Genomic DNA, 24,885 nt, shown 5'->3' with positions numbered 1-24,885 from the left:
TCTTTTCCAATAAACGGGTTCTTGCCCAGACTAACCTGGAGCCCCCTGCAGTATTGGAGCTTTTTGAAAGTCTGTGCAGAAAAGGGATCCTGAAAGCCTCTCTGGAAATCCCCAGGAATTTAAAAACCCTGGAACAATATATAGAAGAAATAAAATTAAACCCACATTACGGAGGAAAGAAACCAGTGACAGCAGAAACAAAGAAAGCCATTCTGGCAGTAAGCTTCGGCACCAGCCACAACGATACCAGAAAAGTGACCATTGACGCCATTGAGAGAGATATGCAGGAAGCCTTTCCCGACTACATGCTCTACCGGGCATGGACCAGCAAAATGATCATCAAAAAGCTGAAAAACCGGGATAATGTTCATGTATTTACCGTCCTGGAAGCTATGGAACAGATGAAAAAAGACGGGATTACCGACGTTCTGATACAGCCTACCCATGTTATAAATGGTATTGAAAATGATCTGATGAAAGAAGACGCCCTGGCTTACCGTGATGATTTTCACTCCATCACCTTCGGGGATCCTCTCCTCACCAGCGCAGAAGACAATCTTGCAGTGATCCAGGCAATTGCCGATGAATTTTCTGACCTTGCCCAGGATCAGGTGCTGGTACTTATGGGCCACGGTACCACCCATTATGCCAACTCTATTTACGCTGCCCTGGATTACACCTTTAAAGACAAAGGCTACAAAAATATTTTCCTTGGCACGGTAGAGGCTTATCCTTCCATGGAAAGCCTGATGCGAATGGTAAAAGAATATAATCCTTCCAAGGTGGTTCTGGCTCCCTTTATGATCGTAGCCGGAGATCACGCCAAGAACGATATGGCAGGAGATGATCCGGAATCCTGGTACAGCCAGTTTAAAGCCGCTGGTTTTGAAGTGGAGCCAGTGATAAAGGGACTTGGTGAATATACTGGAGTCCGCAGTCTTCTGGTAGAACATTTAAGAGTTGCAGCAGAAATGTAGCAGGCCTCCGAAATCTTTAAAGAACGATAAAAGGCAAGAGCCTGGAGATCTCACAATCCTGTGAAAAATCTCCGGGCTTTTTTTACTTGATTTTTTAGACCGATTGGTCTATTGTTAGAGTAACAACTTTACCAGGGAGGATTTTATGGAAACGGTAACATCAAATTATGAAAAAATGAAAAGGTCTATGTCAAAAGTATTTCTCCAGTATCCCCAGGAAAAAATGATTGAAAAGTTTTCTCTGGAGGCTGACAAGGATTACCTGTATGTGTGGTTTTTCGGCCGCAAATACCGGATCAATCGCTCTACAGGAGAGGTTCAGTGGTCGGAGGATTCATTTTGCAGCGTACAGGAAGCCGGATATAACGAAGCCATGACCATTTATGACGTCCTCTGCAATGCAAAGGATACCTGTCATCTGTCCCATGAATTTGTAAACATCAACACCTTTACCACGGTCAAAACCGGGACTTTAAATCTTGGCAGCGGATTTTTCCAGAATACAGCGGATTTTTTTATCTGCAGATCCTGGCGGACAAAAACACGCCGGACTATATGCACTATGAGACCCTTATGTTCGCCCTCTCCCATCTCTTTGAACGGCTGAAGGAGGAAGTATCCCATGAAAAAAGGTGAAGAATCCAGGCAGAGACTCATCGCCTGCGCCGCCAGGCTGTTCTGGAAGAACGGATACGCCGCTACAGGGATCAGCGAGATCCTTGCCCAGGCAGGGCTTCCAAAAGGCTCTTTTTATTTTTATTTTAAGAGCAAAGATGATCTGGCTGTAGAAGTGATCTCCTATTATCAGCGGATTTTGCTGGATCAGTTAGAAAATATTTCCGTAGGGAAGACCTGGGAGACTTTTGTTGACGGCACCTTCGGATTTTTACTTAGTTCCTCAGAAGATACCGATTTCCTGGGCTGTCCTTTTGCCGTCATGGGAATGGAGACTGCCTTTTACAAGCCGGAAATCGCAAAGAAATATGGGGAAGGGATAGAAAAATTCCGGGATCTTTTCTGCAGGGTGCTGCTTTTCTCCGGCCTGGAACCGTCTCATGCAGAAACGCTTTCCAGCCGGTTTCTATCCCTGTATCAGGGAGCCATCCTCCTTGGAAGGATCAGCGGAAACACTTCTTACTTGACAGAAGCGAAAAAAACTATGATCGAAATATACCGGGAATACTGCGTATTTCATAAGATCGGAAAGGAGTGCCTATGAGTACCGTTATTCTCTCCTGCACCACGTTATTGGAATATGTACAGAAAGCCCAGGAAAGCTGCGGCACCAGCTATCCTGTTGTGGAACTTGACCGGAAATATCATGCAGAGCCTTCCCGGATGCGGGAGCATATCCTGAAGACCCTGGCCGGTCTTCCTTCTGATGTGGACACGGTTCTGGCCGCCATGGGATTCTGCGGCGGTTCCTGGCAGAATGTATCCTGTGCCCGGACTCTGGTCATTCCCAGAGCCGCCGACTGCGTGGCTCTGGCTTTGGTTACCCGAGAACGCTACTCACCGGATCTTAAGGAACCCGGACATATGTATCTGTTCGGCGAAGGGGACAATGGTTTCTCCATACGGGCTATCTATGAAAATCTGCTGGAAACCTATGACAGAGAAATGGCAGATATTGTTTTTGATATGTATTTTGAACACTACTATCACCTGGATATTATTGACAACGGTCTCTATGACTGCTACGACCTGGACTATGTGGAACAAGCCCAGGAAGATGCCGTGCGGATCCACGCAGAGCTGGATTTCGTCCCCGGCAGCAATCTGCTCCTGGAAAAACTGGTATCCGGCCAATGGGACAGCCAGTTCTTTGTAGTACCGCCAAACACAACCATCACACAGGAAAAATTCTTTAATCTTTAAGGAGAAAGGAAAAAGATTATGACTAAAAATTCTCTATTGACCCAGTTGAAAAAAGCCATATCTCCATCAGAATACACCCTTCTCCTGGAAGACAGACTCTCCCATATCAGTCCCTATAACCGCCGCACTATCCTGGAAATAATGGAGCACACAGAAGCCGGAGATACCAGCCTGCCCCTCTCTGAAATACAGGCCCTGAAAGGGATCCTTGACAGCTATCTGTCCAGATATCTGCCGGACGATCCTTCCACCTGGAAATGGATCCTTCTCTCCTGCCTGTATCTTTCCTTCATTCGAGAGGAGCCTATGCACCCTCAGAAACTTGTCCATTATAAAAAGACAGTAACAAACGGCAAAACCAGTTATTACTGTCCTGTAAAAAATATGGAGAAGGATACTGTCTGCTCTTTCTGTGTCTGTGAAAATATGAAAAAACGTATCCTCTAATGAGCTGTCTTTTTTGTAAGCAGCTCATGCATGACAGCCATAAGCACAAGCAGCGCCATCATATACACTGGAAAGAGCGTAATACTGATATGATTGGCGATCAGCCCGAACAGAGGCGGCATAAGGCAGGTGCCCACATAGGCGCTAGCCATCTGTACGCCAATGATGGCCTGTGACCGATCCGCCCCGAAATGCTCCGGCGTAGAGTGGATAATACAGGGATATACCGGGGCACAGCCCAGTCCGATAAGGATCAGCCCGGCAAGAGCTGTCACATTCGGCCCGGGAAGAAGCATAACAAGAATACCTGCGAAAATAATTACCTGTCCCAGACGGATCATCTGCACATCATTGAGCTTCATAGTAATAAAGCCGCTGACTGCACGGCCTGCAGTAATGCCGATAAAAAACATTCCGGCAAAACGTGCAGCTGTTTCCGCAGGTATCCCTTTAAATAAATGGAGATAGCTGCTGGCCCACAGCCCTGCTGTCTGTTCAATGGCGCAGTAACAGAAGAAACAGAGCATAACTTCCTTTGCTCCTGGAATCTTTATGATCTGCACCAGAGAAAGGGCGGATTCCTGTATCTCTGCCTCTTTTTCTCTGTCTATTGTTCCCTCTTCTTTTTCGGAAAAACTTCTGCTGCCCCGTTTTTTCCATAAAGGCAGGCTGAAAATAAGAACGGCGGTCAGAAGAATCTGGAGGATCCCCACGCAAAGGTAGCCGAAATTCCATGTCCTGCCTCCGGACAGGGCAAATCCCATGATATATGGTCCCACCGTAGCGCCCACACCCCACATACAGTGAAGCCAGCTCATGTGGTGGCTCTCATAGTGGAGAGCAACATAGTTATTCAGAGCAGCGTCTACACTCCCTGCCCCAAGCCCATAGGGAATCGACCACAGGCAGAGCATCCAGAAGGAACTGGAGAAAGAAAAGCCTAAAAGAGCGGCGGCTGTCATAGCTACGCTAATCGCCGTCACTTTCCCCGTTCCCAGCTTCTTTGTCAGACGGTCACTCTGGAGACTGGATACGATAGTCCCCAGGGAAATGATTATGGAAATGATCCCGGCATAGGAAACAGGAACATGAAATTCCGTATACATTGTAGGCCATGCGGAGCCAAGGAGACCGTCCGGAAGGCCGAGACTGATAAAAGCAAGATATATGATCGCAAGTAATAAGTGTGTCATCTTATGATTCTCCTTTTATGTAGCTGTTATTCTATGAACAGAGATATTCCCGAAAACATCTTATGCAGCTTATACTCATCAAAGGGAAGATATTCCGCAATGGTGAAACCGGCAACATCTGCATTTTTTGTAATGAGACCTAACACCTCTGTCAGCTTTTCTATAGTCATCTTTCCGCCGCCGGAGCCGTCTCCCGTTAATTCCGGATCAGCAAAGTAGGTGGAGTGGAAGAAATGCTCATCCAGCACATCAACATCCAAATGCACCAGAATGTGTTCAAACTTTTTTACAAACTCCAAAATTTCATGATCCGGCACAAAAGTCTCTTCCTGCACCTTATAATCCACTCCAATATCATTCAGAAACCGCTCCTGATAATCATGGAGGGGCTGCAGCCCAATATATAGAACCTGAGACGGTTCAAAACTTCCATGCCGCATTCTTTCCGAAAGAACTTCCGGTCCATATCCCAGAAGTGTCCGCAGCACCATTGCATGGGCGTTGGGATATCCGTCCTCTGCTGAGGAAACATCCGGATGGGCGTCGATCCATATGATACCGGTATCTTTATATTTTCCGTGAAGATAATCAAATGGAGCAAGGGAAACCATACAATTTCCCCCTATGGTAATGATCCTGTCCGGTTTCTCCCCCTCGATTTTCTTTGCAGCGTCTTCAATCCCGGCAAGTACTTTTTCTCTGGCGTAAATCCCTTCTTCAACCTCTTTTTCTTTATGATCCGGCGGGGCAATGTCGACCTTCACAAGAGGCTGCCGTTCATTTTGAGGCAATATGTGGGTAAGAAGATGTGCGCCAAAATAATAGGCCTCTAATCCCCCGCTGACATGATCCGGATAAAGCAAACGTATGGTTTTCATAGTCTCCAAGGATTTCTCAGTACGGCTCATATATAAAAGCGGATAAGGATTTCCCTGTTCATCCAGTTCTGTCCTTTTATAAACACGAAAACCCATATGTTCATAGAATCCTTTTGCCTGGGGGTTCTGTTCATTAACAGCCAGCCGTTCAACGGCATAGTTTTCAATCCCATATCGGAGCAGACGTTTTCCCAGTCCTTTTCCCCTCTCCTCCGGTGCAACAAACAGCATTTCCAGGGAACCGTCCTCAATTCCCATAAAAGCTTTCGGACATCCTGCTTCATCCTCTGCGATCACCAGATGTTCAACACTTTTTAATGCCTGGGGAACGTATTCTTTGATATTCTTGATCTCTCTGTCTGACAGAAACAGATGGGTAGCTTTCACAGAGCCTTCCCATACCTCCAGAAGACAGTTTATCAACTCTGATATCCTGTTTTTTACTTCTATGATTTTCATAAATTCCTCCTGTTTTTCAAACTGATATCGCACAGGTAAGAGTATACCAGATTTACTATGAAAAAACGAGATAAAAATTTAAAAAGAAGCGAAACAGGCATGACCGAGATCATGCCTGTTCCAAAAAATTCACATATCACTGTTTTACGACCATCAAGCATCAGGGACGGCTTCTTATAAAAATGACAGGTGAATCCTGTTTTTAAAGTTCTATAAGTTCATATTCCCTGGTTCCGATTCCCAGATCCTCAGCAGCTTCAATGGTATGGATTCCGTTGCGGCTGTTCACACGTTCCATAAAGTGGTCCCTGCCGGGATCATCGGAATGAATTACCAGATCCATACAAGCCTGATCAATAACAACCGGATCTGTGGAGGCCAGAATACCGATATCTTTCATACAGGGATCCTCCGCTACTGCACAGCAGTCACAGTCCACAGAAAGGTTTTTCATTACATTAATAAAGGCAGTCCTGCCTTTAAAATGCTCCACTACACTGGCCGCTGCATCAGCCATAGCCTCTGGAAATTCAACGCTGCTGGCATGCTGTTTCCATGTCTCATAACGGTCATCGGTCTTGCCGGCAGAATGGATCAGAGCCTTTCCGGCTCTTGAAGCACAGCCAATAGAAAGCTGCTTAAGAGCCCCGCCGTAGCCGCCCATAGGATGCCCTTTAAAATGAGCCAGGATCAGCATAGAATCATAATTCATAATGTTCTTACCCAGGTGGTTTTCTTTGAGAACTTTACCATTTGGAATGGGCCAGATCACATCCGGTCCCTGGGCATCCATAAGATCTACATCAAAGTATTTATTCCAGCCGTGCTCTTCCAAAAGTTTCAGATGAGACTCTGTATGGTCCCGTACACCTCCGCTGGCGTCACCATAAGCAGTGTTGCACTCCACAATCGTTCCCTGAACTTTCTCAACCATAGGCCGCCAAAACTCCGGACGGAGGAAATTTTGATTTCCCTTTTCTCCAGAATGGACCTTCACAGCCACTTTTCCTGGCAGCTCCACTCCAAGGGCCTGATACATCTCTACAACCTTTTCAGGGGTAATTTCTCTAGTAAAGTAAACCTTTGCCTTCATATTTTTCCCTCTCTTTCCTGTATTTGATGGTTCAGCATAATATACCGGAAAGCTTTCGGTATAATCTGAATGATCATTTATTTGTATCATAGCTCTTGAAGTCAACTCTAAGTCAAGAGTTTTTCTGAAAATAGTCCATCATATCAGAAATAATCCTCCTGCTGCTGCCACAAGAATTCCCAATATCCTCCCAACAACTTTTGCCCGTTTATATCCCAGCCATTTTACAGTTTCCGGAGTTGTAAGAGGAAAAACAAGGATCGTAATCCCGGTAAGAAAAAGCCCTCCGGCTTCTGCCCCTTCTCTTCCTGTTATCGCACCAATAAACAGAACCAGAATACCAATCCCGATTCCCAGGAGAAAGTACCTGACATGTCTTTTGTCTTTCTGAAGTTCTTTTTTTATACGCTGCTACAATTCCTTCTCATAAATGTATCTCTGAGGCCTCATTCCCTGTTTCTCATAGAATCTTTTGGCGTCGCTGTTAAATTCCCATACCATAAGGTCCAGCCGTTTTGCCCCGGTATTTCTGCCTCTCTCTTCCATTTCTTCATAAAGCTGTGAGGCAATCCCTTTTCCCCGAAAATTTCTGTCTACAATCAGGTCCTCTATATACATGGTCTTCGTCTCCACCATACCGCTTTTCTTCCGTAGAGTTCCTATACAAAGACCGATTACCACACTTTTTTCTTCAGCAAGTATAGCAATAATTCCCGGATTGCTTACAATCTTTTCAAATTCTTCTCTGGAATAGGGGTGTTCCAGCTCTGTATACAGGTCCGGCCTGCCTTTTACATGAAGCTCATGAAGTTCCTTCATAAGCCTGTCAATTTCCGGGTAGTCTTTACTTTCCATGTCTCGTATTTCCATCTCTGCCACCTCTTCCTGCTTTTTCGTTTCTACTCTCTGAGTAAGAGCCTAGATTTCCTTTACTGCTCTTTCTCTCTTCTTTTTTTGACTGCGTCTGACAGTTCCATCAGCTCTGGAAACCGAACTGTTTTTGATCGTCCCACAGAGGAACGCCCCATTCCTCATCATGGTAATGTATCATTTTCTCATTACAAAGACACCATTTACACCTGTTCATAATATTTCCCTCTACATACTGTACCCTCAGTGTATTTTCATAAATCATATCACAATCTGTCATAAAAGTCATAAAATATACGGACTTTCTTTCCTATGAAATCCAGTTCTTGACAATCGTTTTCCTCAGACTGTATGATTAACTATATAAATCTGGGAGGTACTTATATTATGGAATACAGAAAATTTGGAAACACTTTGATCGCAAGAATCGATAAAGGAGAAGAAATCCTGGAACAGGTAAAAGAAATCGCTCTGAAAGAAAATATAAAGCTGGCAAGCATCCAGGCTTTGGGCGCCATCAATGATTTTACTGTAGGAGTTTTTAAAACTGACGAGAAAAAATATTATTCCAATCATTTCAGCGGCAGTTTCGAAATCGTATCTCTTACCGGAACTATCAACACTATGGACGGTGAATTTTACTGCCATTTACATATGAGTGCAGGAAATGATAAGGGAGAAGTCTTCGGTGGTCATCTGAACCAGGCTATGGTCAGCGCCACCTGTGAAATGGTCATAACTCTCATTGAGGGAACTGTGGACAGGGCTTACAATGAAGAAATCGGGCTGAATTTATTTAAGTTTTAAATATCCTGGTATAAAGGATGTGACAAACTGTTTTCAGCCAGTCTGTTGTGGAACGTATTAAGGCAGCAGAGTAATTTCATTCATATCCTGAACGATCTTGGCCGGTTTCACTGTCATCTCCACCCAGGCAGGGATAAATCCGCTTTTTATCCCGTTTCTCACAGAGCGGATGTTGGACCAGGCAGAACAGTAAAAAGGCACCTTGCCCCGCTCCAGTATCTCAACAGCCAGTCTGCTGGTCAGTGCAGAGGCAATTCCCGCCCTGCGGTACTCTGGCAGTACATCCACGCCAATCTGCCACATCTTGTCGCAGTCAGCAGAGCACCCTGCCAGGCCAACCAGCTTTTTGCCGTCATATGCCCCTACTCCAAGGACATCCAGGTGTTTCCTTTCCCTGCACAGAGCATTGCTCCATTCCGGTCTGTAAAGCTCCTCAAAGTCCTCTCTGTGTAAAATTTTCAGGGAGTAACTGCAGGGAAGGGGCTTCACCTTTTCCACATCCGGCAGATAATATTCCGCCATAAAGCAGACCCTCTGCCCTTCTTTTCTAAGTCTGTCCTCCAGCCAGTGCATATTGGGGGTCTCAAAACAATGGTAAAATGTAAATCTATGGATATACTCCCATATAAGCTCCCGATACTCTTCTTTCACAGAAGCAACAATATTATTTCCATAGGATACCAAATTGGCGGAAACCGGCTCCTGATAATATTTTTTAGCCCCTGGTCCTAGGCCCCCGCTGACCACAACCGGTTCCTTTTTTAAAAAATCTTCTGCCTTACAGTTTAAATCTGCCCCAGACTGCTCCATGGCAGTCTTCATTATTTCCTGATTTGTCATTTCCTTCTCCTCTCGGCTAAACTATATTTTTCAACGGAAAAACGGTCCAAAATACATTTCCGATGATGTAACCGTCCTTTTTCGTATACAATTACGGTTTCATAATCTGGATTCTCTTATACAACCGTTCCTTTAGCCAGTTTATTACGGTTGCACACCTGGTTTTTCTTATATAACCGTACTGTAGACCATAAAACTACGGCTTAAAACCAATTTCTTATATCACAACCGTACTAGAGACCTAAAAGCTACGGTTATAATACAAGTATTTTCCATGATAACCGTTCACAGAAAAATACCAAGAGCTGCCGCATAAAAACACAGGTATAAATATTCTCCATAGGTTTCATGCGACAGCTCTTTATACAGCAATTCCTTAAAATGGGCATCATTCATAAACTTCTATTTCTGAGATACAGTTGTCCTCCCATCTCTCACCTTCATAAGAAGACTGTATCCGTATCTTTATCTCAGAAGCCTCCACCGGTTCCTGAAGTGCCAGGTAAAAGACTTTTTTCTCATCTGGAAATTCCAGGACTTCCTCTTCTCCCTCTCCCACCTGAACGGCCAGGGACTGGGGACGGGCATTATAGTTCCACAGCTCGTCACTTTTCCAGTTGCCAAGATAGAGAGCAAGATAACGGATCTGATGACTGCCGTCCAGGGTCAGGGTAACTCCTTTTCCCTCTCCGGTGCCTTCTTCTCCTTCCTGCCAGGAAGTTGCCGGATCTCCGTCTATAAGACGGCTTCCGCTATAGTCTTCTTCCTCTGACTGTTTCTGGGAATCTGCCTGAGCAGATGCGGGCTGCAGCTTTGTATACTGGGAAAGATCTGCTTCTTCTGAAAGGAGACGGATATTTCCAGTATCAGCAGCCGTAGGCTCTGTTTCGGTTCTATCTTCCAGTTTCTGAGTATACTCTCTTTCCAATGTCTCCAGATGATTCATTCTGCGGATCCCCAGAATGATACCTGCTGCCAGACACAGAAGGAGAAAAAACCCTGCCAGAAGAGCCGTATATCGCCTGGCTCTCTTCTTCTCCGGCGTCAGCGGTTCTTTCTCTTCTTCCTCTTCTGCCTCTTCTTCATCCTCATCTTCGTCCTCTTCCTCGTCAAAGTCAGACTCTGATTCCAACTCCGTTGTCTCTTGAGATTCCAGAGTTTCCTCTGGCAGATCTCCTTCATCTGAGGAAGACACTTTATCTTCCGGACTCTCTATTTCCTGAACAAAGCTTTGTTCTTCCAGGCCTGCTTCTTCCGTAAGTTCTCCTGAGGGAAAATCTTCCCCAGAAACTTCCTCTTGGGAAGTCTCCTCTTCTGAAATCTCCCTTTCGAAGTCTTCTGCCTGAAAATCTTCTTCCAAAAGTCCATTCTCTGGACTCAGGGCAGAATTTTCCCTTTCAGAATTTTCCTGTTCTATATTTTCTGTCTCAGAATCCTTCGCCGCAGCCTCCTCTGGTTCAAAAGCCTTGGACTCAGATTCCTCTGCTTTAGCACTCTTTATCTCAGAAACCCCATCTTCAGAATCTTCCTGTTCCGAAATTCTCTCTTTTTCTTCTGGTTCCGAAGTTTCTCCATCCGAAGCATTCTTCTGAGAAGCCCCATTCTGTTCTTTCTCTGCCTTTAAGATTTGTTCCAGCTCTTCATCTGACTTATAATAGGCCCATATATCTTCCTCGTCCATGTACTCTGGAAAAACGGCCTTACCGCATCTGCTGCAGTATAAGTCAATATCAGAAAGTTCCTTTCCGCATCTTTCGCACTTCATACAAATTCCTTCCCGGCAATTTTACTTCCAGTAATCTCGCTCATTATCAATCATGTAAAGCAATGCGTTACAGATACAGGCGGCGATATTGCTTCCGCCCTTTCTTCCACGGGCTACAATATAGGGAATCTCTGTATCCATAATCATTTCTTTTGATTGTACCACATTTACAAAGCCTACTGGAACCCCTATGATCAAATATGGAGAAATTTTTTTCTCCTGTATAAGCTCATAAAGACGCACCAGAGCCGTAGGGGCATTTCCAATAGCAAAGATTACCGGCTTTCCAAGGGCCGCCGCCTTATCGATGCAGGCAGTTGCTCTGGTACAGCCCTGTTCTTTTGCAGCAGCAGCCACGTCTTCATCGGACATAAAGCAGTAAACCTCTCCGCCATATTTCTGCAGCGCCTTTTTATTGATCCCGGCTTTTGCCATCTGCGTATCTGTCACGATACAGGCACCTTTTTTAATGGCTTCTATGGCTTTTTCCACTGCCCCTTCTGAGAAGCAGAGATTGTCTGCATAATCGAAATCTGCGCTGGTATGGATACAGCGCTTTACGATCAGCTCGGTTCCCGGAATCAGCTTCTTATCCCCCAGCTCCTGGGTAATGATCTCAAAGCTTCTGGTCTCTATTTCTTTTGGTTTTACATTTTCCAGTTCTACTTTCATACTGCCATCTCCTGTTTTTCTGCTCCTGTCAGATTCCTTTTTCCAGGATCTGATAGATTTTTTTCATATCTAAGTGTTCCCTGAGGCCTTGAGCCAGCAGGTCATACTGCGTTTCTTTAAAACTTGCAAAATCCACTCCTGTCATAGAAGAAACATCCAGTCCCTTGATCTCTCCTATGGCTTCTACTACTTTCTTGGCTACTTCTTCTTTATCGAAGATACCATGTACATAAGAGCCATATACATTGTTATAAAAGGCTCCGTCTGCTTTAGTTTCATTCTTTACCGTATCGGTGATCCTGGTAAAACTCTCAACGTTCTCATGGAGCTTTGTCTCTCCCATATGGATTTCATAGCCTTCCAGATTCACTCCTGTCAATGTATGGAGAGGTCCCTGTACCTGGCCAAAAGTTCCTTCCACACGGGTTCTGGTCTTCCCTTCTCTGAACACGGTATCCATAGGCAGAAGTCCCATGCCTTTGATCGCTCCTCCGGCCTCTACGTGCTCAGGGTCTGACAGAGTCTCCCCCAGCATCTGGTAACCTCCGCATACGCCGAAAATGATCTTTCCCTCAGCAGCTTTCTTCAGCACAGCTGCCTCCAGGCCGTTCTGCCGCATCCACAGCAGGTCTTCCATAGTATTCTTGGTTCCAGGAAGAATGATCATATCTGGATTTTTCAGCTCCTGGACATGGCGCACATACCGGAGAGAAACTCCCGGAATCACCTCCAGAGCGTTGAAATCTGTAAAATTGGAGATTCTCGGCACCCGGATCACGGCGATGTCAATAAGACCTACTTCCTGGTTTCCGGAGAACCGTTCTGTCAGGCTGTCCTCGTCCTCTACCTCCAGCTCCATATAGGGGGCCACTCCCACAACTGGAATATTGGTCCTCTCTTCCAGCATTTCTACGCCGGGATCCAGTATGGTCTTATCGCCACGGAATTTGTTAATGATCATGCCCTTTACCATCTTCTGCTCTTCCGGTTCCAGAAGCATAATGGTTCCCATCAGCTGGGCGAAAACCCCTCCACGGTCAATATCTCCCACCAGGAGCACCGGCGCCTTTGCCATTTTAGCCATACCCATATTGACAATATCTTCTTCCTTCAGATTGATCTCTGCAGGGCTTCCCGCTCCTTCTATGACAATGATATCATATTCTTCAGCCAGTTTTTCATAAGCTTCCATAACTTTTGGCACAAGCTGCTTTTTATACTTAAAATAGTCCCTGGCGCTCATAGTCCCCAGAACCTCTCCGTTTACGATCACCTGGCTCCCCACATCATTGGTAGGTTTCAGCAGTATGGGATTCATCAGCACGGAGGGACTGATCCCTGCCGCCTCTGCCTGCATGACCTGGGCTCTTCCCATTTCCAGTCCCTCCTGGGTGATAAAAGAATTCAGAGCCATATTCTGAGATTTAAAAGGGGCAACCTTATACCCGTCCTGTTTAAAAATCCTGCAAAGACCTGCCGCCAGCAGGCTTTTTCCTGCATTGGACATAGTCCCCTGTATCATAATTGCTTTTGCCATAATCCTTCCCTCTTTTTCAGTTTTCTCTATTTTGTTCTAATATCTGCTCCAGAACCTCCAAAAGCTTCTGGTTCTCCTCTTTTGTCCGGACGGCCACTCGATAATAGCCTTTTCTCAGTCCCCGATAATTGCTGCAGTCCCGGATATAGATTCCTTTGTCCAGGCACTTTTCCTGAAGATTCCAAGGGCCTTTAAAAAAGATATAATTCGCCTCTGAGGCAAATGTGAAAAATCCCAGTTTCCCCATACCCTCCAGAAGACGTTTCCTCTCCTTTCGGATTTTTACCATAGACTCTTTCACATATGTCTCTTCTTTCAGAGCGGCAATCCCTGCTTCCTGGGCCACTACAGAAACATTCCAGGGCTGCATGACAGCCTTCATCTGTTCCAAAGTCTCAGAGCTTCCGCAGAAGCCATAGCCCAGCCGGATTCCCGCCATGGCATATTTCTTTGTAAAGGCCTTCAGCAGAAACATCCGGGGATATTCTTTCAGATATCCTTTCATGGAATATTTCTTCGGCTCCTCCAGAAAGTCTTCAAAACATTCATCCAGCACCAGGAAGGCCCCCATCTGCCGGCATCGCTCTGCCAGTCTTTTCAGATACTCCGGTTCTGCGGCCACTCCGGTAGGGTTGTTTGGATTGCAGAAAAACACCATATCTGTATCCTGCCGGATGGCATCTAAAAACTCCTCTCCAGGGCAAAACCCCTTCTCTTCTGAAAGAAAACAGTATTCCGTCTGGCATCCCCAGGCATTCAAAGCCTGTTCATATTCTGCAAAGGTGGGAGCAGGAAGGAGCGCTTTCCTGGGCTTTACTGCCAATACCAGACCAAAGATCAGATCCGCAGCTCCGTTTCCGCAGATAATGGATTCCATAGGAACGCCTTCTGCCTTTTCCAGAGCCTGACGCAGTTCTTCACACTCCACATCCGGATAGTGACAGACCTGAGCCATAGCCGCCGCCCCTGCTTTTTTTACCCCATCGGGAGTTCCGTAAGGATTACAGTTAGAAGAAAAATCCAGAACATTTTTGTGCCGGTAAATATCTCCTCCGTGTTTGTGTATCTCTGTCATTATCTCACCTCTAAATCAGGGAAAAGATTCCCATTATTGCCAGCCGGACTCCTGCAAAGATCACCGTACCTAATAAAGCGCTTATATACAAAAGCCGGTTTGCCCGGGGAATATCTTCAAACTCCACAGGCCTTTGGGGATCTCCCAGGGTAGGCTTTTCATACAGCTTTCCGAAGTAATATGCATTTCCTGCAAGCTGTATATTCAGGGCTCCTGCCATAGCCGCCTCTGTCTGGGCGGAATTAGGGCTTGCATGGTTATACCTGTCCCTTTTAAAAATCTTCCAGGCATTTTTCCCGTCCATTCCGTCCAGAAAGGCTGCCCCGATCAGCAGCAGAGCTGAGAGCCTGGCGGGAATATAATTTACTATATCGTCCAGTTTGGCTCCATATCTGCCAAAGTTCAGATATTTGTCATTTTTGTATCCCACCATGGAATCCATGGTATTCACAGTTTTATACAGATAGAGAAGAGGCGGCCCTCCCAAAGCCATATAAAACAATGGAGCAATTTCTCCGTCTGAGGTATTCTCTGCTACGGTTTCCACCGCTGCCTTGGTCACACCTTCAAAGGTAAGGTTCTGGGTGTCCCTGCCCACGATCATGGAAACTGCATATCTGGAACCTTCCAGATCTCCTTTTTTCAGCTCCCGGTATACCTTCATGCTTTCCTCCTTCAGAGATCTGGCCGCCAGCATCTGGTAGCACATAAAGGTTTCCAGAAGGATTCCCAGCACTGTATGGATCTTATAGGCCAGGAAAAGGATTCCCGCCGGGATTGCAAAGCCCAGGATACACAGAAGGATTACCATGAGAAGCCCTGCCTGCCGTTCTCCCTTTGGTGTTTTTGGAAAAATTCCTCTCAGCTTCTTTTCCAGAAAACTAATCTCCAGACCGATAACCCGTACCGGGTGGTACAGCCAACGGGGATCTCCCAGAAACAAATCTATGATAAAGCCCAGAACCAGGGCCAGTGGTGTCCATTTAAACATCTGTCCATAATCCTTTCTCAGCGAAGACTACACTTCTGTCCTTTTTCCAGGATTCCTCCTCCAAGGTCAGCGCATAATATTCTCCGTTTTTTATCTGCCAGTCAAAATAATCCCGGGAAGGCCGGCCATAAGCGCTTAAAATACTCATGATCGTACCCCCATGAGCCACAATAGCCGTTTCAGGGCTTCCCAGGGAAAAGGCCGTCTCCACACACTGGAGAAAGCCTCTGCGGCACCTGGAACGAAATTCCTCAGAATCCTCTCCTCCCGGAAAGGGAAGGGTGCCGCCGCTGTCGATCCAGGCCTGATAGTCCGGATTTCCCGACAGCTCTTTATAGTTTTTGTTCTCAAAATCACCGAAGTCACATTCCTGCAAAAGAGGAATTTTTCTCTGTTCCAGGCCGGGATACAGAAGCTCTGCAGTCTGGATACAGCGTTTCATAGGGCTTACGAAAAGAATCTGAGCCTGGGGATAGGTTTTCCCTTTCAGTTCCCGGATTCCTTCTTCGCAGAGAGGTTCATCTGTTCTGGAACCGATATATTTTCCGGAAAGATTGCCCTGGGTCTTTCCATGACGGATAAGATAAATCTTAAGCATCTTTGATCACCGTCCCAATTCCGCAGACTATCCGGATCACCTGGCTGCTTTTCTGTGCGATCCTGGTACATACTCTCCCTGTTGTCTCCCGGTAATTCCTGTCAAAGGCTTCTATAGGAACTACCCCATATCCCAGTTCATTGGATACCAGGATGATCTCCGGATTTTTTTCCAGAAGTTCTCCTTCCAGATTGTCTAGATTCCAGTTTTCCTCTAATCCTTTCCGGATCCATTCATGGAAATGATAGAGACAGGGACAGTGAAAAATGTCCTCATAGGAAGCCGTGGCCCCGTCCTTCATCTCCGCGTCTTCCAGGTGGAAGGTCTGTTTTACATAGTCTTTTTTCCCTTGAAAGGCTCCGCCTATAACCAACCGCATAATTTCTCTCCTATCACTGCGCCAAAAGCGATCACCAGCTCACAGACCTGCATATGAAATCCTGCCAGATCTCCGGTAATGCCGCCAAATTCTTTCTGAGACATTTTATAATAATACAGATATTCCAGAGCCGCTCCTAGAAGAACGCAGCCTCCGATCACCGGCTCATAAGCCAGCATAAGAACTGCACAGATTACTACGTAAACCAGTGAAAAAATCTTCACACAGGTTTTCTGAGCCCCATCGGAAAAGGTAGCAGCCAGTCCCGTATTTTTTGCCATAGGAAAAGCAGCAATGGAGAATCCTCCCATTGCCCTGGACAAAATAAATCCAATACATACCACCGGCAGAGCCTTCAAAGTCATCTCGCTGTAGACTCCCAGATAAAAAAGAAAATAGATTACTGCGGTGATAATGGCAAAGGCTCCTGCATGGGAATCTTTAAGGATCTCCAGCTTTCTCTCTCTTGGCTGATAGGAGTGAAGGGCGTCTGATGTGTCCAGAAGCCCATCCAGATGAATTCCTCCGGAGATGATCACAGGTATCAGCACCAGCACAATAGAATAAAAGGTATGGCTCTGTGTAATCTGAGACCCCCAGTATCCCCAAATCCAGGTGACTCCTCCGATGATCACTCCGATCAGGGGAAAAAAGCACATGATGTACCGCATATTTTCTTTCGTCCAGTCGATTTTCGGCATTGGAACTTTGGAATACATTGAAAAGGCGATTTTAAAACTATTCCACCATGTTTTCATATTTTCTGTCCTTCTTTTCTCTCGTTTTTATGACACAGGGGGATTCCATAAACCACCTCTGTTACATTGACCGCCATCCTGGCGATCTCCTGATTGATCTGCCCCAGATAGGCCTGATACTGTCTGGTCTCTGGTGAATACTGGATTCCGTCGGAAAAAATCTCATTGGTCACCACCACCAGTTCTCCGGCCTGCTCTGCCAGAGAAGAGACCCCTTTTAAGATTTCCTCCACTGTATTTTCTCCTGCTCCCTGTTCCTGATACATTTCATTTGCCACCAGGTTGGACATACATTCCAGCAGTACACAGGAGCCTGGCGGAACCTGGAGATTTTTTAAGCCTGTATAACATTCCAGCGTCTGGAAGTTTTTTTTCCCTCGCATTTTCCGATGACGGCGGATACGCTCATGGCTTTCTTCATCAAAGGGATACATCGTGGCGATATAGATCCGCTCATGTTCCCCGAATCCGGTAATGACGCTTTCCGCATAGGCAGACTTCCCGCTGCCGCTGCCTCCGGTTATCAGTGTAACCATATCCTAAACCTCCTGTGTACTTTGGGTGTTTTTATAAAAGCCCCGGATTGCTACGTGCCAGGCACTCCCGCAATCATGATCCCCATTCTCATTCCAGGTGCTGGTATGCTTCCATGCCGAAGTTTCCGAAATCGCTCATGCCGTGATAAACGGCCAGGCCGGTATCCAGAAGAGGGAAGAGATTTAAGGCTCCAGTTCCTTCTCCCAGGCACATGTCGCAGTGAAGAGGCGCTTCTTTTCCCAGGGCTTTTAAGATCAGTTCTCCTGCCGGCTCTTTGGATACATGAGAAGCCAGCATGTAATCTTTTGCCTGGGGGCATAAAGCAGCCGCCAGAACTGCTCCTGTGGCAGAGATTACTCCGTCAATGACCACAGGCATATGACAGGCAGCTCCTCCCAGGAACAGCCCTGCGATCCCACCGATATCAAAGCCTCCCACTTTTGCCAGAACATCTATAGGGTCTTCTTTATCTGGTTTATGAAGGGCAATAGCCTCTTTGATCACCTGTATCTTCCGGTTAAACCCTTCTGTGGAAAGCCCGGCTCCTCTTCCTGTCATCTTCTCTACGGGAAGGTCCAGGAGTACAGAAGCAATAGCGCTGCTGGTAGTGGTATTTCCAATTCCCATCTCTCCGGTAGCCATGATCTGGTAGCCTTTTTCTTTCATCATACAGGCAACTTCAATACCTGTCTCCACAGCCTGGATGGCCTGTTCTCTGGTCATGGCTGGTTCCTTTGCCATATTTTTTGTGCCGTAGGCAATTTTCCTGTTGAGAATACTGACCTCTGTGGCCACCCCCACATCAACAGGGAAAATGTCGCAGTTTACAGTTTTACACATAATACTGGAAGCCGCCTTTGTCTGAAGGAAGCTCTCTGCAACCAGGGCTGTAATCTCCTTCCCTGTCTGGGTAACCCCTTCCTCTACAACTCCGTTATCTGCGCACATGGGAACCAGAACCCTTTTTTCTGTATGTACTCTGGGATCTCCGGTGATTCCTGCAATCTGTACCACCATATCCTCCAGTTTTCCAAGACTGTGAAGAGGATGGGCGATACTGTCCCAATGCTCTCTTGCCTGTTCCATAGCCTTTTCATCTAAAGGCTGGATTCCATTGACTGCTTCCTGTAAATTCATAATTACTGCCTCCTTCTCTCTCTCGCATAGTTTCTGCATCTATCTACATAAGCTGCCGCAAATCTGGGATTTCCCCAGTAATAGAAATGTGGAAATCCGGCGATCATGGAATCTGTACAATGGATACAATCCCATCCCCTGCTGCTTTCCGGTTTTTGTCCGTGGAAATCCTCCCCGCAGCTTGTAGAGTCAAAATAATGGAATTCATGAGCCGGGCAGGAACCTGTGTCCTGTCCGAAAACCTTTCCCTCTTTTTTCTCCAGAGTCAGATAGCCGAATCTGGAAAGTCTGGGTGTCTTATAGGCTTTGCCCTCTATGATCCCTACTCCTTTCCGGTCTTTTCCCTCCATATCCTGAAAGGTCTGGTGGAGATACATAAAACCCCCGCACTCCGCCAGGACCGGAAGACCATTTTCCAACGCATCCTTTATCTGGCTGCGCATATTTACATTTTTTTCAAGTTCCCCTGCGTAAAGCTCCGGATACCCGCCATACAGAAGAAGGCCGTCCAGATTCTCTGGCAGTTCCTGGTCATGTATAGGAGAAAACTCTGTCAGTTCAGCTCCAAGCTCACGCAGCAGTTCTAAGTTATCCTCATAAATAAAGCAAAAAGCCTCGTCTCTTGCCAGGCCGATCCGAACAGACGGCTTCTCACAGATTTCAGGAAGGGCTGGCTTTGCAGCTTCCAGGGCCGGCGCTGTATCCGCCAGCTTCAGAAGTCCCTCCAGGTCCAAAGACTCCTCCAAAACTTTTGCCAGCCGGTTCAGCTTTTCCTTCAGATCCTGTATCTCTCCTGGCAGCACCAGGCCTAAATGCCGGCTTTCAATAGTACATTCCTCCACCTTTGGGACATATCCGTAGACCTTCAGCCCCAGCTCTTCTTCTATCTGCTTTTTCATCCTGGGATACAGCATGGGAGACATCTGATTTAAAATTACCCCCTGGATCCCGCTGTCTTTTTTATACTCACAGAATCCTTTGATATATGCCAGAATGGAAAGGCTCATGCCTTTGCTGTTTACGATGAGCACTGCAGGAGTCTTGGTAATCCTTGCCAGATCATAGGCGCTGGCCCGGAAAGTGGTCCCGCCTACGCCGTCATAATATCCCATGACCCCTTCCATCACCGCAATGTCACAGTCCCGGCTGTTTTTTTCCAGAAGATACCTCAGGGTATCTTCTCCGGTGAAAAACGTATCCAGGTTTCTGGACTTTGTTCCGATAACCTTTGTGTGAAACATGGGGTCAATATAATCCGGTCCGCACTTAAAGGAGGCCGGATTTAAGCCCCTGTTTTTCAAGGCCTGAAGGATCCCGCAGGTAAGAAGGGTTTTACCGCTGCCGCTGGCTCCTGCTGTCAGCAAAAAACGTGGTGTCTTTATGGTCAGTTCCCCCTTCCTCGTCCTGTACAGGATATAATATATATGGGATTTTCCCCCATCATCATGTGATAAGAGCCGATTTCCCTGGACTTGCTCACACTGAGCTGGACAATTTCTGTGTCTGTCACCGGAAGTTCTTTTATGCAGCGGAGACTTTCCGCCACAGTTTCCAGTGCAATGCAGTTGATCACGATCCTCACCTGGGGATTTTTCTCCAGGAGCAGTTCCAGAATTTCCTTCATATTTCCAGAAGAGCCGCCGATAAAAGCCTGGTCAGGTGCCGGAAGGTCCTCTAGTGCCTCCGGTGCTGTTCCCTGGATCACCCTGAGATTATCTGCAGCAAACTTCTTTTTGTTTTTCTTTAAAAGCTCCACTGCCGGTTCTTTTTTCTCAATGGCAAAGACTTTTCCGTATGGAGTCCGCAGAGCCATCTCTACAGATACGGAACCGGTTCCTGCCCCTACGTCATAGCAGACGGAATCTGGGCGAAGTCTCAGCTTTGCAAGGGAGACTGTACGGACCTCTTCTTTTGTCATCGGCACCTTATCACGGATGAATTCCCCATCCGAAATTCCGTGAACTGACAAAAGCTCCTGACATTCCTCATTTTCTGCACAGACCACACTTAAAGGATCTCCTTCATAGTTCGTAAAGTCCTCTGGCTTGCCCTTTTGAATTTTTTCCTCAGGGTAAGAAAGACATTCTCCTGTGTACAGGGTTACATTTTTCATATCATATTCCAGAAGTTTTCTGGCCAGGTCAGAGATGCCGTCCCTGGTTCCCAGGATTGCAAAAACCTTTCGGTTATGGCGGATCAGAGGAACCAGATTTGCCTCTTTCCCATGGGCGCTGGTGATCAGTGCGTCATCCCAGGACTTTCCGATACGGCTCATAAAATATACCACGGAAGAAATGCCGCAGATAATCCGGACATTTTTTCCTTTAAGAGCCTCAAGGAGCTTTCTGGCCCCGCTGTAAAAGCCTACGTCTCCGGAAAGTAAAACCGCAATTCTGTCATATTCCGGATGTTCTTCTATGTATGCGGCAATCTTTTGGCTGTCATATTCGATAAAACAGTCCTGCCCGGGATTTTTGCAGGAGTCGGTCATCCTTCTGGCGCCGATAAGGAGCTGAGCTCCGCGGATTGCCTCTTGGGCTTCCACGGTAAGTCCTTCCCTGCTGCCCATGCCGATTCCTACCAGAGCAATCTCTCCCTGGGCTTTCAGACCGTATCTCCTGCACAGAAGCTGCCGGCACTGGCCCACAGAGATTCCTTCTTCCTTAAGAGGCCTTCCAATAACTACCGGAATACAGCCGCATTCCCTGGCTGCGTCGATCTTATCCTGAAATCCGCCTGCATCTCCTGACATCTTTGTTACCAGATATTTACAGTCCAGCTGACGGATCATTGCAGCGTTCAGTTCCCTGGAAAAAGGTCCCTGCATACAGATCAGGTTTTTTCCCTGAAACCCCAGTTCTCCGCACTGAAGGGCTACCTTTGGCAGAGACAGGACTCTCAAAAACACCCTTTCCTGATAGTCTGGAAGCCTGGTATACTTGGTAGCCTCTTTACTTCCTGTGGTAGCCAGAATGTTCCCTTCCCTATGAGAAAGGAGCTCTACAGCCTCCTCTACGCTGTCTGCAAAAATCCAGTCGCTGTCCTCTTCTGTCTTCTGATTTTCCCGGAGAATACGGATATATTCCCTGCCAGTTTCCTCACAGGCCTTTTTTATGTTTTCTGTGACCTGGGCCGCATAGGGGTGAGTAGCGTCCAACACCATATCCGGTTTTTTCTGCTGGAAAAGGGCTTTCATCTCTTCCACATCTAAGCGCTGGTGGGATATCTCCAGCACTCCGCTCTCCGGCAGAAGTTTCTCCCCATACTCCGTAGCCACACAGACATAGCCTGGCAAATTGTGACGATTCAGAAATTCTGCGATTTCTCTGCCCTCTGTAGTGCCGGCAAAAACAATCACTTTACACATTCTTATACCCTCTGGGAGTTACCATTTTTCCTCCCACATTTTTCGTCTGAGAATTTCCCACGAAAACCGTGGTAAACATATCCACCTTTGTATTCTTTAACTCTTCCAGAGAAAGGACCTTCATGGCTTCTCCCTCTCTTCCGATATTCCCCACAATGCCGCAGACTGTATCCGGAGACTTATATTCCATCATCAGATTGCAGGCTTTTTCCAGATAATCGTGGCGTTTCTTACTGGAAGGATTATAAAGACAAATGACAAAATCTGCTTTAGAAGCTTCTAACAGTCTGGTCTCGATCTTCTCCCAGGGGGTCAGCAGATCACTGAGACTGATCAGGCAGAAATCATGAATCAAAGGCGCTCCCAGCACTGCGGCGCCTCCTGTGGCCGCAGTTACGCCTGGAATGATCTCCAGCTCTACCTGAGGATATTTTACCCCCACCTCATACATCAGGCCGGCCATGCCGTAAACCCCTGCGTCGCCGCTGCAGATCATGGAAACAGTCTTTCCTTTTACAGCCTCCTCAAAGGCCATTTCACAGCGCTCCACCTCTTTTTTCATAGGTGTGGTCATAAATTCTTTGCCTGGAAAATGGTCTCTTACCAGATCCACGTACACTGTATATCCAATGATCACATCGCTGTTTTTCAGAGCCTGGGCCGCCTCAATAGTCATCTTCTCATAGGCTCCCGGCCCGATTCCAACTACATATAATTTATTCAAAGTTCACACTCCATTTCTTCATAGCCAGAGCTACGGTCACACCGTCCTGGGCAAATTTTCTAAGTATCAGCCGTCCTTTTCCCTCTTTGCTGCTTCCCAGAAGAGCAGCTCTTTCACACACGTTATCGACTCCTGTAACGTCCTTTACAAAGGAAGAAGAAGCATAGGTTCCCTCTACTTCCTCCAGTTTTTCCCTGCTGTAAGTGACAAAAGGCAGGTTTCTTTCCTGACAGTATTCCAGAATCCCTTCCTCGTCTTTTTTCAGGTCAATGCTGGCTACCTGTTCCATGGCTACGGAAGGGATCAGCAGCTCATCACAGGCTCTCCGGATTACTTTTTCCACGATTTCTTTCGGAGTTTCTTTTTTACATCCTACTCCTGTAGTGATCACCCTGGGGATCAGGTACAGCGTGTGTACGAAAGGATGCTCCATATAGCCGTTGGTCACATAGATTCCCAGCTCTGGTTTTTCTTTTCCCTCTTCCAGAAGCTTCAGTTCCTCCGGAATCTCCCCAAGCCATGGAAAATCACTGGCAAAACCAACTTCTTTTCCTGCCAGAAGAGCTGCTGAAACCTCTTTTGCCAGAGTCATATCAGAAATAAAACAACTGTTTTTCTTTGCAAAAACATCCACTGCAAATTTATTGTTCAGGTCTGTAGCAGTAGTCACCACTGGCTGCCCATGGACGATTTCCGCCACTTCCTGAGTCAGTTCATTGGCCCCTCCGATATGTCCGGACAGAAGAGAAATGACAAATTTTCCCTGTTCATCTACTACCACTACTGCCGGGTCTACTTTTTTGCTTTTTACAAAAGGGGCAATGCTACGCACCGCAATACCGCAGGCGCCGATAAAAATTATGGCGTCACAGTCTGCAAATCTCTGCTTGGTCCACTCTCTGATGGACTCGTCCACAGGCTTTGCAAAATCCTTTACATTTCGGAAATCTCTGGAATCTTCATCCAGCTGGGATTCGTCCAGAACTTTTTTGGTATACTTGCTTTTTGCATAGGAACTGACTTCATAATTCCGCTCCTTCAATACCCAATAAAGCATCTCGCTGAGACGATAGCCTGCCCGGCTGAAGCTTATGATCGCTATTTTCATTTCCTTCACCTCTTATCTTCTTCCTCTTATCACTGAGGTCCTGTACCTTTTCTGAATTCTGTAGTAAATTCCGGATGATACAGCAGGGAACGGTCATAGGAATTGTGGGAAACCACATCCCCAATGATCATCAAAGCTGTTTTGGTAATATTGTTTTCTTTTGCTGTCTGGGCCAGAGTAGCCACTGTACATACAAACTTCTTTTCATCTTCCCAGGTAGCCTTATAGACGATTGCCGCCGGTGTATCTGGTTTATAGCCTCCTTCGATGAGACGTCTGGACAGCTCCTCCAGCATGCCTGTACTTAAAAACACTACCATGGTTGCCTGGTGAGCCGCAAAAGACTCAATACTTTCCTTTTCCGGCACTGGAGTCCTTCCCGCCATTCGGGTAATGATCACGCTCTGGGAAACATTTGGAAGGGTATATTCCAGGTTCAAAGCCGCTGCTGCACCGGAAAAAGAACTCACTCCCGGACAATAGTCATAGGAAATCCCCTTCTCGTCCAGCACATCCATCTGCTCCCGGATAGCGCCGTAAAGACAGGGATCTCCAGTATGAAGACGGACTGTTGTTTCCCCTTCTTCTTCTGCCTGGAAAATCACCTCCAGTACTTCCTCCAGTGTCATTTTAGCGCTGTTGAAAATCTTACAGTCTTCCCTGGCATACTCCAAAAGCTGGGGATTTACCAGAGAACCCGCATAGATGATCACGTCTGCCTTTTCTAACAAGTTCTTTCCGCGGAGAGTGATCAGATCTGCCGCTCCGCTTCCTGCTCCTACAAAATGTACCATG

Annotated in this window: 27 protein-coding genes; 6 read left to right on the top strand and 21 right to left on the bottom strand. The window is 46.6% G+C overall.

The window, feature by feature from the left end; all coding sequences use genetic code 11:
• Positions 1–185 precede the first annotated feature (185 nt).
• From B5G00_RS19845 to B5G00_RS14790, 5 genes are all read left to right on the top strand, one after another.
• Positions 186–977, top strand: coding sequence for a sirohydrochlorin cobaltochelatase (locus tag B5G00_RS19845; protein ID WP_242971379.1), 792 nt, complete (start codon positions 186–188; stop codon positions 975–977).
• A gap of 145 nt (positions 978–1,122) precedes the next feature.
• Positions 1,123–1,584: a DUF3786 domain-containing protein gene (locus tag B5G00_RS14805; RefSeq protein ID WP_087274115.1), complete on the top strand. Its 462-nt coding sequence runs from the start codon at positions 1,123–1,125 to the stop codon at positions 1,582–1,584.
• Positions 1,585–1,599: 15 nt separating this feature from the next.
• Positions 1,600–2,196 (top strand): TetR/AcrR family transcriptional regulator, encoded by a 597-nt coding sequence (locus B5G00_RS14800; RefSeq protein WP_087274113.1) that lies wholly within the window; start codon positions 1,600–1,602, stop codon positions 2,194–2,196.
• Positions 2,193–2,855: a DUF1638 domain-containing protein gene (locus tag B5G00_RS14795; protein ID WP_087274110.1), complete on the top strand. Its 663-nt coding sequence runs from the start codon at positions 2,193–2,195 to the stop codon at positions 2,853–2,855. The genes B5G00_RS14800 and B5G00_RS14795 overlap by 4 nt, the downstream gene beginning before the upstream one ends.
• An 18-nt stretch (positions 2,856–2,873) precedes the next feature.
• Positions 2,874–3,302 (top strand): DUF2115 family protein, encoded by a 429-nt coding sequence (locus B5G00_RS14790; protein WP_087274108.1) that lies wholly within the window; start codon positions 2,874–2,876, stop codon positions 3,300–3,302.
• Here B5G00_RS14790 and B5G00_RS14785 read toward each other — a convergent pair.
• The 5 genes from B5G00_RS14785 to B5G00_RS14760 all read right to left on the bottom strand — a co-directional run bounded on the left by B5G00_RS14785 (position 3,299) and on the right by B5G00_RS14760 (position 8,012).
• Positions 3,299–4,495, bottom strand: coding sequence for an MFS transporter (locus B5G00_RS14785; protein ID WP_087274106.1), 1,197 nt, complete (start codon positions 4,493–4,495; stop codon positions 3,299–3,301). The genes B5G00_RS14790 and B5G00_RS14785 overlap by 4 nt on opposite strands.
• 26 nt (positions 4,496–4,521) lie before the next feature.
• Positions 4,522–5,832 carry a GNAT family N-acetyltransferase gene (locus B5G00_RS19675; RefSeq protein WP_330396381.1) on the bottom strand — a complete coding sequence of 437 codons (1,311 nt, stop codon included), beginning with the start codon at positions 5,830–5,832 and terminating at the stop codon, positions 4,522–4,524.
• Between the two features lie 202 nt (positions 5,833–6,034).
• A complete protein-coding gene (locus tag B5G00_RS14770) occupies positions 6,035–6,925 on the bottom strand; it encodes a DUF362 domain-containing protein (protein ID WP_087274176.1) in 891 nt (296 codons plus the stop codon).
• Positions 6,926–7,336: 411 nt separating this feature from the next.
• A complete protein-coding gene (locus B5G00_RS14765) occupies positions 7,337–7,795 on the bottom strand; it encodes a GNAT family N-acetyltransferase (RefSeq protein WP_087274104.1) in 459 nt (152 codons plus the stop codon).
• 106 nt (positions 7,796–7,901) lie between these two features.
• Entirely contained in the window at positions 7,902–8,012 is a 111-nt protein-coding gene (locus B5G00_RS14760; RefSeq protein WP_140403172.1) for a DNA-3-methyladenine glycosylase I, read from the bottom strand.
• Positions 8,013–8,182: 170 nt separating this feature from the next.
• Here B5G00_RS14760 and B5G00_RS14755 point away from each other — a divergent pair, with 170 nt between their 5' ends.
• The gene (locus tag B5G00_RS14755; RefSeq protein WP_087274103.1) at positions 8,183–8,602 is read left to right on the top strand and encodes a PPC domain-containing DNA-binding protein; all 420 of its coding nucleotides are present in this window, start codon (positions 8,183–8,185) and stop codon (positions 8,600–8,602) included.
• Positions 8,603–8,659: 57 nt separating this feature from the next.
• Here the strand turns inward: B5G00_RS14755 and B5G00_RS14750 are convergent, their stop codons facing one another.
• The 16 genes from B5G00_RS14750 to cobM form a co-directional block, all read right to left on the bottom strand.
• Positions 8,660–9,442, bottom strand: a complete 783-nt coding sequence (locus B5G00_RS14750; RefSeq protein WP_087274100.1) for a GNAT family N-acetyltransferase — start codon at positions 9,440–9,442, stop codon at positions 8,660–8,662.
• A 388-nt stretch (positions 9,443–9,830) separates the two neighbouring features.
• On the bottom strand, positions 9,831–11,207 hold the full coding sequence (locus B5G00_RS19140; protein WP_087274098.1) for a zinc ribbon domain-containing protein: 1,377 nt from the start codon (positions 11,205–11,207) through the stop codon (positions 9,831–9,833).
• A 21-nt stretch (positions 11,208–11,228) separates the two neighbouring features.
• Positions 11,229–11,879: a precorrin-8X methylmutase gene (locus B5G00_RS14740; protein ID WP_087274096.1), complete on the bottom strand. Its 651-nt coding sequence runs from the start codon at positions 11,877–11,879 to the stop codon at positions 11,229–11,231.
• A gap of 28 nt (positions 11,880–11,907) precedes the next feature.
• Positions 11,908–13,416 carry a cobyric acid synthase gene (locus tag B5G00_RS14735; RefSeq protein WP_087274094.1) on the bottom strand — a complete coding sequence of 503 codons (1,509 nt, stop codon included), beginning with the start codon at positions 13,414–13,416 and terminating at the stop codon, positions 11,908–11,910.
• 16 nt (positions 13,417–13,432) lie between these two features.
• Positions 13,433–14,491: a pyridoxal phosphate-dependent aminotransferase gene (locus B5G00_RS14730; protein WP_087274092.1), complete on the bottom strand. Its 1,059-nt coding sequence runs from the start codon at positions 14,489–14,491 to the stop codon at positions 13,433–13,435.
• Between the two features lie 10 nt (positions 14,492–14,501).
• The gene (gene cbiB, locus B5G00_RS14725; RefSeq protein ID WP_087274090.1) at positions 14,502–15,482 is read right to left on the bottom strand and encodes an adenosylcobinamide-phosphate synthase CbiB; all 981 of its coding nucleotides are present in this window, start codon (positions 15,480–15,482) and stop codon (positions 14,502–14,504) included.
• Positions 15,475–16,080, bottom strand: a complete 606-nt coding sequence (locus tag B5G00_RS14720; RefSeq protein WP_087274088.1) for a histidine phosphatase family protein — start codon at positions 16,078–16,080, stop codon at positions 15,475–15,477. The genes cbiB and B5G00_RS14720 overlap by 8 nt, the downstream gene beginning before the upstream one ends.
• Positions 16,073–16,459 carry a bifunctional adenosylcobinamide kinase/adenosylcobinamide-phosphate guanylyltransferase gene (locus B5G00_RS14715; RefSeq protein ID WP_087274086.1) on the bottom strand — a complete coding sequence of 129 codons (387 nt, stop codon included), beginning with the start codon at positions 16,457–16,459 and terminating at the stop codon, positions 16,073–16,075. The genes B5G00_RS14720 and B5G00_RS14715 overlap by 8 nt, the downstream gene beginning before the upstream one ends.
• Positions 16,444–17,217 (bottom strand): adenosylcobinamide-GDP ribazoletransferase, encoded by a 774-nt coding sequence (locus B5G00_RS14710; RefSeq protein ID WP_087274084.1) that lies wholly within the window; start codon positions 17,215–17,217, stop codon positions 16,444–16,446. The genes B5G00_RS14715 and B5G00_RS14710 overlap by 16 nt, the downstream gene beginning before the upstream one ends.
• Positions 17,214–17,753, bottom strand: coding sequence for a bifunctional adenosylcobinamide kinase/adenosylcobinamide-phosphate guanylyltransferase (locus B5G00_RS14705; RefSeq protein WP_087274082.1), 540 nt, complete (start codon positions 17,751–17,753; stop codon positions 17,214–17,216). The genes B5G00_RS14710 and B5G00_RS14705 overlap by 4 nt, the downstream gene beginning before the upstream one ends.
• An 88-nt stretch (positions 17,754–17,841) precedes the next feature.
• Positions 17,842–18,891, bottom strand: coding sequence for a nicotinate-nucleotide--dimethylbenzimidazole phosphoribosyltransferase (cobT, locus tag B5G00_RS14700; RefSeq protein WP_087274080.1), 1,050 nt, complete (start codon positions 18,889–18,891; stop codon positions 17,842–17,844).
• A 2-nt stretch (positions 18,892–18,893) separates the two neighbouring features.
• A complete protein-coding gene (locus B5G00_RS14695) occupies positions 18,894–20,273 on the bottom strand; it encodes a cobyrinate a,c-diamide synthase (protein ID WP_087274078.1) in 1,380 nt (459 codons plus the stop codon).
• A gap of 2 nt (positions 20,274–20,275) precedes the next feature.
• On the bottom strand, positions 20,276–22,258 hold the full coding sequence (cobK, locus tag B5G00_RS14690) for a precorrin-6A reductase (protein ID WP_087274075.1): 1,983 nt from the start codon (positions 22,256–22,258) through the stop codon (positions 20,276–20,278).
• Positions 22,251–22,982 (bottom strand): precorrin-3B C(17)-methyltransferase, encoded by a 732-nt coding sequence (gene cobJ / locus B5G00_RS14685; RefSeq protein ID WP_087274073.1) that lies wholly within the window; start codon positions 22,980–22,982, stop codon positions 22,251–22,253. Before cobJ ends, cobK begins: the two co-directional genes overlap by 8 nt.
• Positions 22,975–24,090, bottom strand: coding sequence for a cobalt-precorrin 5A hydrolase (locus tag B5G00_RS14680; RefSeq protein WP_087274071.1), 1,116 nt, complete (start codon positions 24,088–24,090; stop codon positions 22,975–22,977). Before B5G00_RS14680 ends, cobJ begins: the two co-directional genes overlap by 8 nt.
• A 29-nt stretch (positions 24,091–24,119) precedes the next feature.
• Entirely contained in the window at positions 24,120–24,884 is a 765-nt protein-coding gene (cobM, locus tag B5G00_RS14675) for a precorrin-4 C(11)-methyltransferase (protein ID WP_087274069.1), read from the bottom strand.
• Position 24,885: the final 1 nt, after the last annotated feature.

It is taken from the genome of Blautia sp. An46, assembly GCF_002161645.1.
GTDB lineage: Bacteria > Bacillota > Clostridia > Lachnospirales > Lachnospiraceae > Blautia > Blautia ornithocaccae.
The sequence above is the reverse complement of the archived record's forward strand: the minus strand, read 5'-3'. Positions and strand labels throughout refer to the sequence as shown.

Coding starts and splice junctions, on each gene's coding strand:
- B5G00_RS14760 (WP_140403172.1), bottom strand. CDS start 8,012: ATGAACAGGTGTAAATGGTGTCTTTGTAATGAGAAAATGATACATTAC.
- B5G00_RS19140 (WP_087274098.1), bottom strand. CDS start 11,207: ATGAAGTGCGAAAGATGCGGAAAGGAACTTTCTGATATTGACTTATAC.
- B5G00_RS14715 (WP_087274086.1), bottom strand. CDS start 16,459: ATGCGGTTGGTTATAGGCGGAGCCTTTCAAGGGAAAAAAGACTATGTA.
- B5G00_RS14735 (WP_087274094.1), bottom strand. CDS start 13,416: ATGGCAAAAGCAATTATGATACAGGGGACTATGTCCAATGCAGGAAAA.
- B5G00_RS14800 (WP_087274113.1), top strand. CDS start 1,600: ATGAAAAAAGGTGAAGAATCCAGGCAGAGACTCATCGCCTGCGCCGCC.
- cbiB (WP_087274090.1), bottom strand. CDS start 15,482: ATGTTTAAATGGACACCACTGGCCCTGGTTCTGGGCTTTATCATAGAT.
- B5G00_RS14720 (WP_087274088.1), bottom strand. CDS start 16,080: ATGCTTAAGATTTATCTTATCCGTCATGGAAAGACCCAGGGCAATCTT.
- B5G00_RS14805 (WP_087274115.1), top strand. CDS start 1,123: ATGGAAACGGTAACATCAAATTATGAAAAAATGAAAAGGTCTATGTCA.
- B5G00_RS14790 (WP_087274108.1), top strand. CDS start 2,874: ATGACTAAAAATTCTCTATTGACCCAGTTGAAAAAAGCCATATCTCCA.
- cobM (WP_087274069.1), bottom strand. CDS start 24,884: ATGGTACATTTTGTAGGAGCAGGAAGCGGAGCGGCAGATCTGATCACT.
- B5G00_RS14755 (WP_087274103.1), top strand. CDS start 8,183: ATGGAATACAGAAAATTTGGAAACACTTTGATCGCAAGAATCGATAAA.
- B5G00_RS19675 (WP_330396381.1), bottom strand. CDS start 5,832: ATGAAAATCATAGAAGTAAAAAACAGGATATCAGAGTTGATAAACTGT.
- B5G00_RS14795 (WP_087274110.1), top strand. CDS start 2,193: ATGAGTACCGTTATTCTCTCCTGCACCACGTTATTGGAATATGTACAG.
- B5G00_RS14680 (WP_087274071.1), bottom strand. CDS start 24,090: ATGAAAATAGCGATCATAAGCTTCAGCCGGGCAGGCTATCGTCTCAGC.
- cobT (WP_087274080.1), bottom strand. CDS start 18,891: ATGAATTTACAGGAAGCAGTCAATGGAATCCAGCCTTTAGATGAAAAG.
- B5G00_RS14785 (WP_087274106.1), bottom strand. CDS start 4,495: ATGACACACTTATTACTTGCGATCATATATCTTGCTTTTATCAGTCTC.
- B5G00_RS14710 (WP_087274084.1), bottom strand. CDS start 17,217: ATGAAAACATGGTGGAATAGTTTTAAAATCGCCTTTTCAATGTATTCC.
- B5G00_RS14750 (WP_087274100.1), bottom strand. CDS start 9,442: ATGACAAATCAGGAAATAATGAAGACTGCCATGGAGCAGTCTGGGGCA.
- B5G00_RS14740 (WP_087274096.1), bottom strand. CDS start 11,879: ATGAAAGTAGAACTGGAAAATGTAAAACCAAAAGAAATAGAGACCAGA.
- B5G00_RS14770 (WP_087274176.1), bottom strand. CDS start 6,925: ATGAAGGCAAAGGTTTACTTTACTAGAGAAATTACCCCTGAAAAGGTT.
- B5G00_RS14730 (WP_087274092.1), bottom strand. CDS start 14,491: ATGACAGAGATACACAAACACGGAGGAGATATTTACCGGCACAAAAAT.
- B5G00_RS14765 (WP_087274104.1), bottom strand. CDS start 7,795: ATGGAAATACGAGACATGGAAAGTAAAGACTACCCGGAAATTGACAGG.
- B5G00_RS14705 (WP_087274082.1), bottom strand. CDS start 17,753: ATGGTTACACTGATAACCGGAGGCAGCGGCAGCGGGAAGTCTGCCTAT.
- cobK (WP_087274075.1), bottom strand. CDS start 22,258: ATGTGTAAAGTGATTGTTTTTGCCGGCACTACAGAGGGCAGAGAAATC.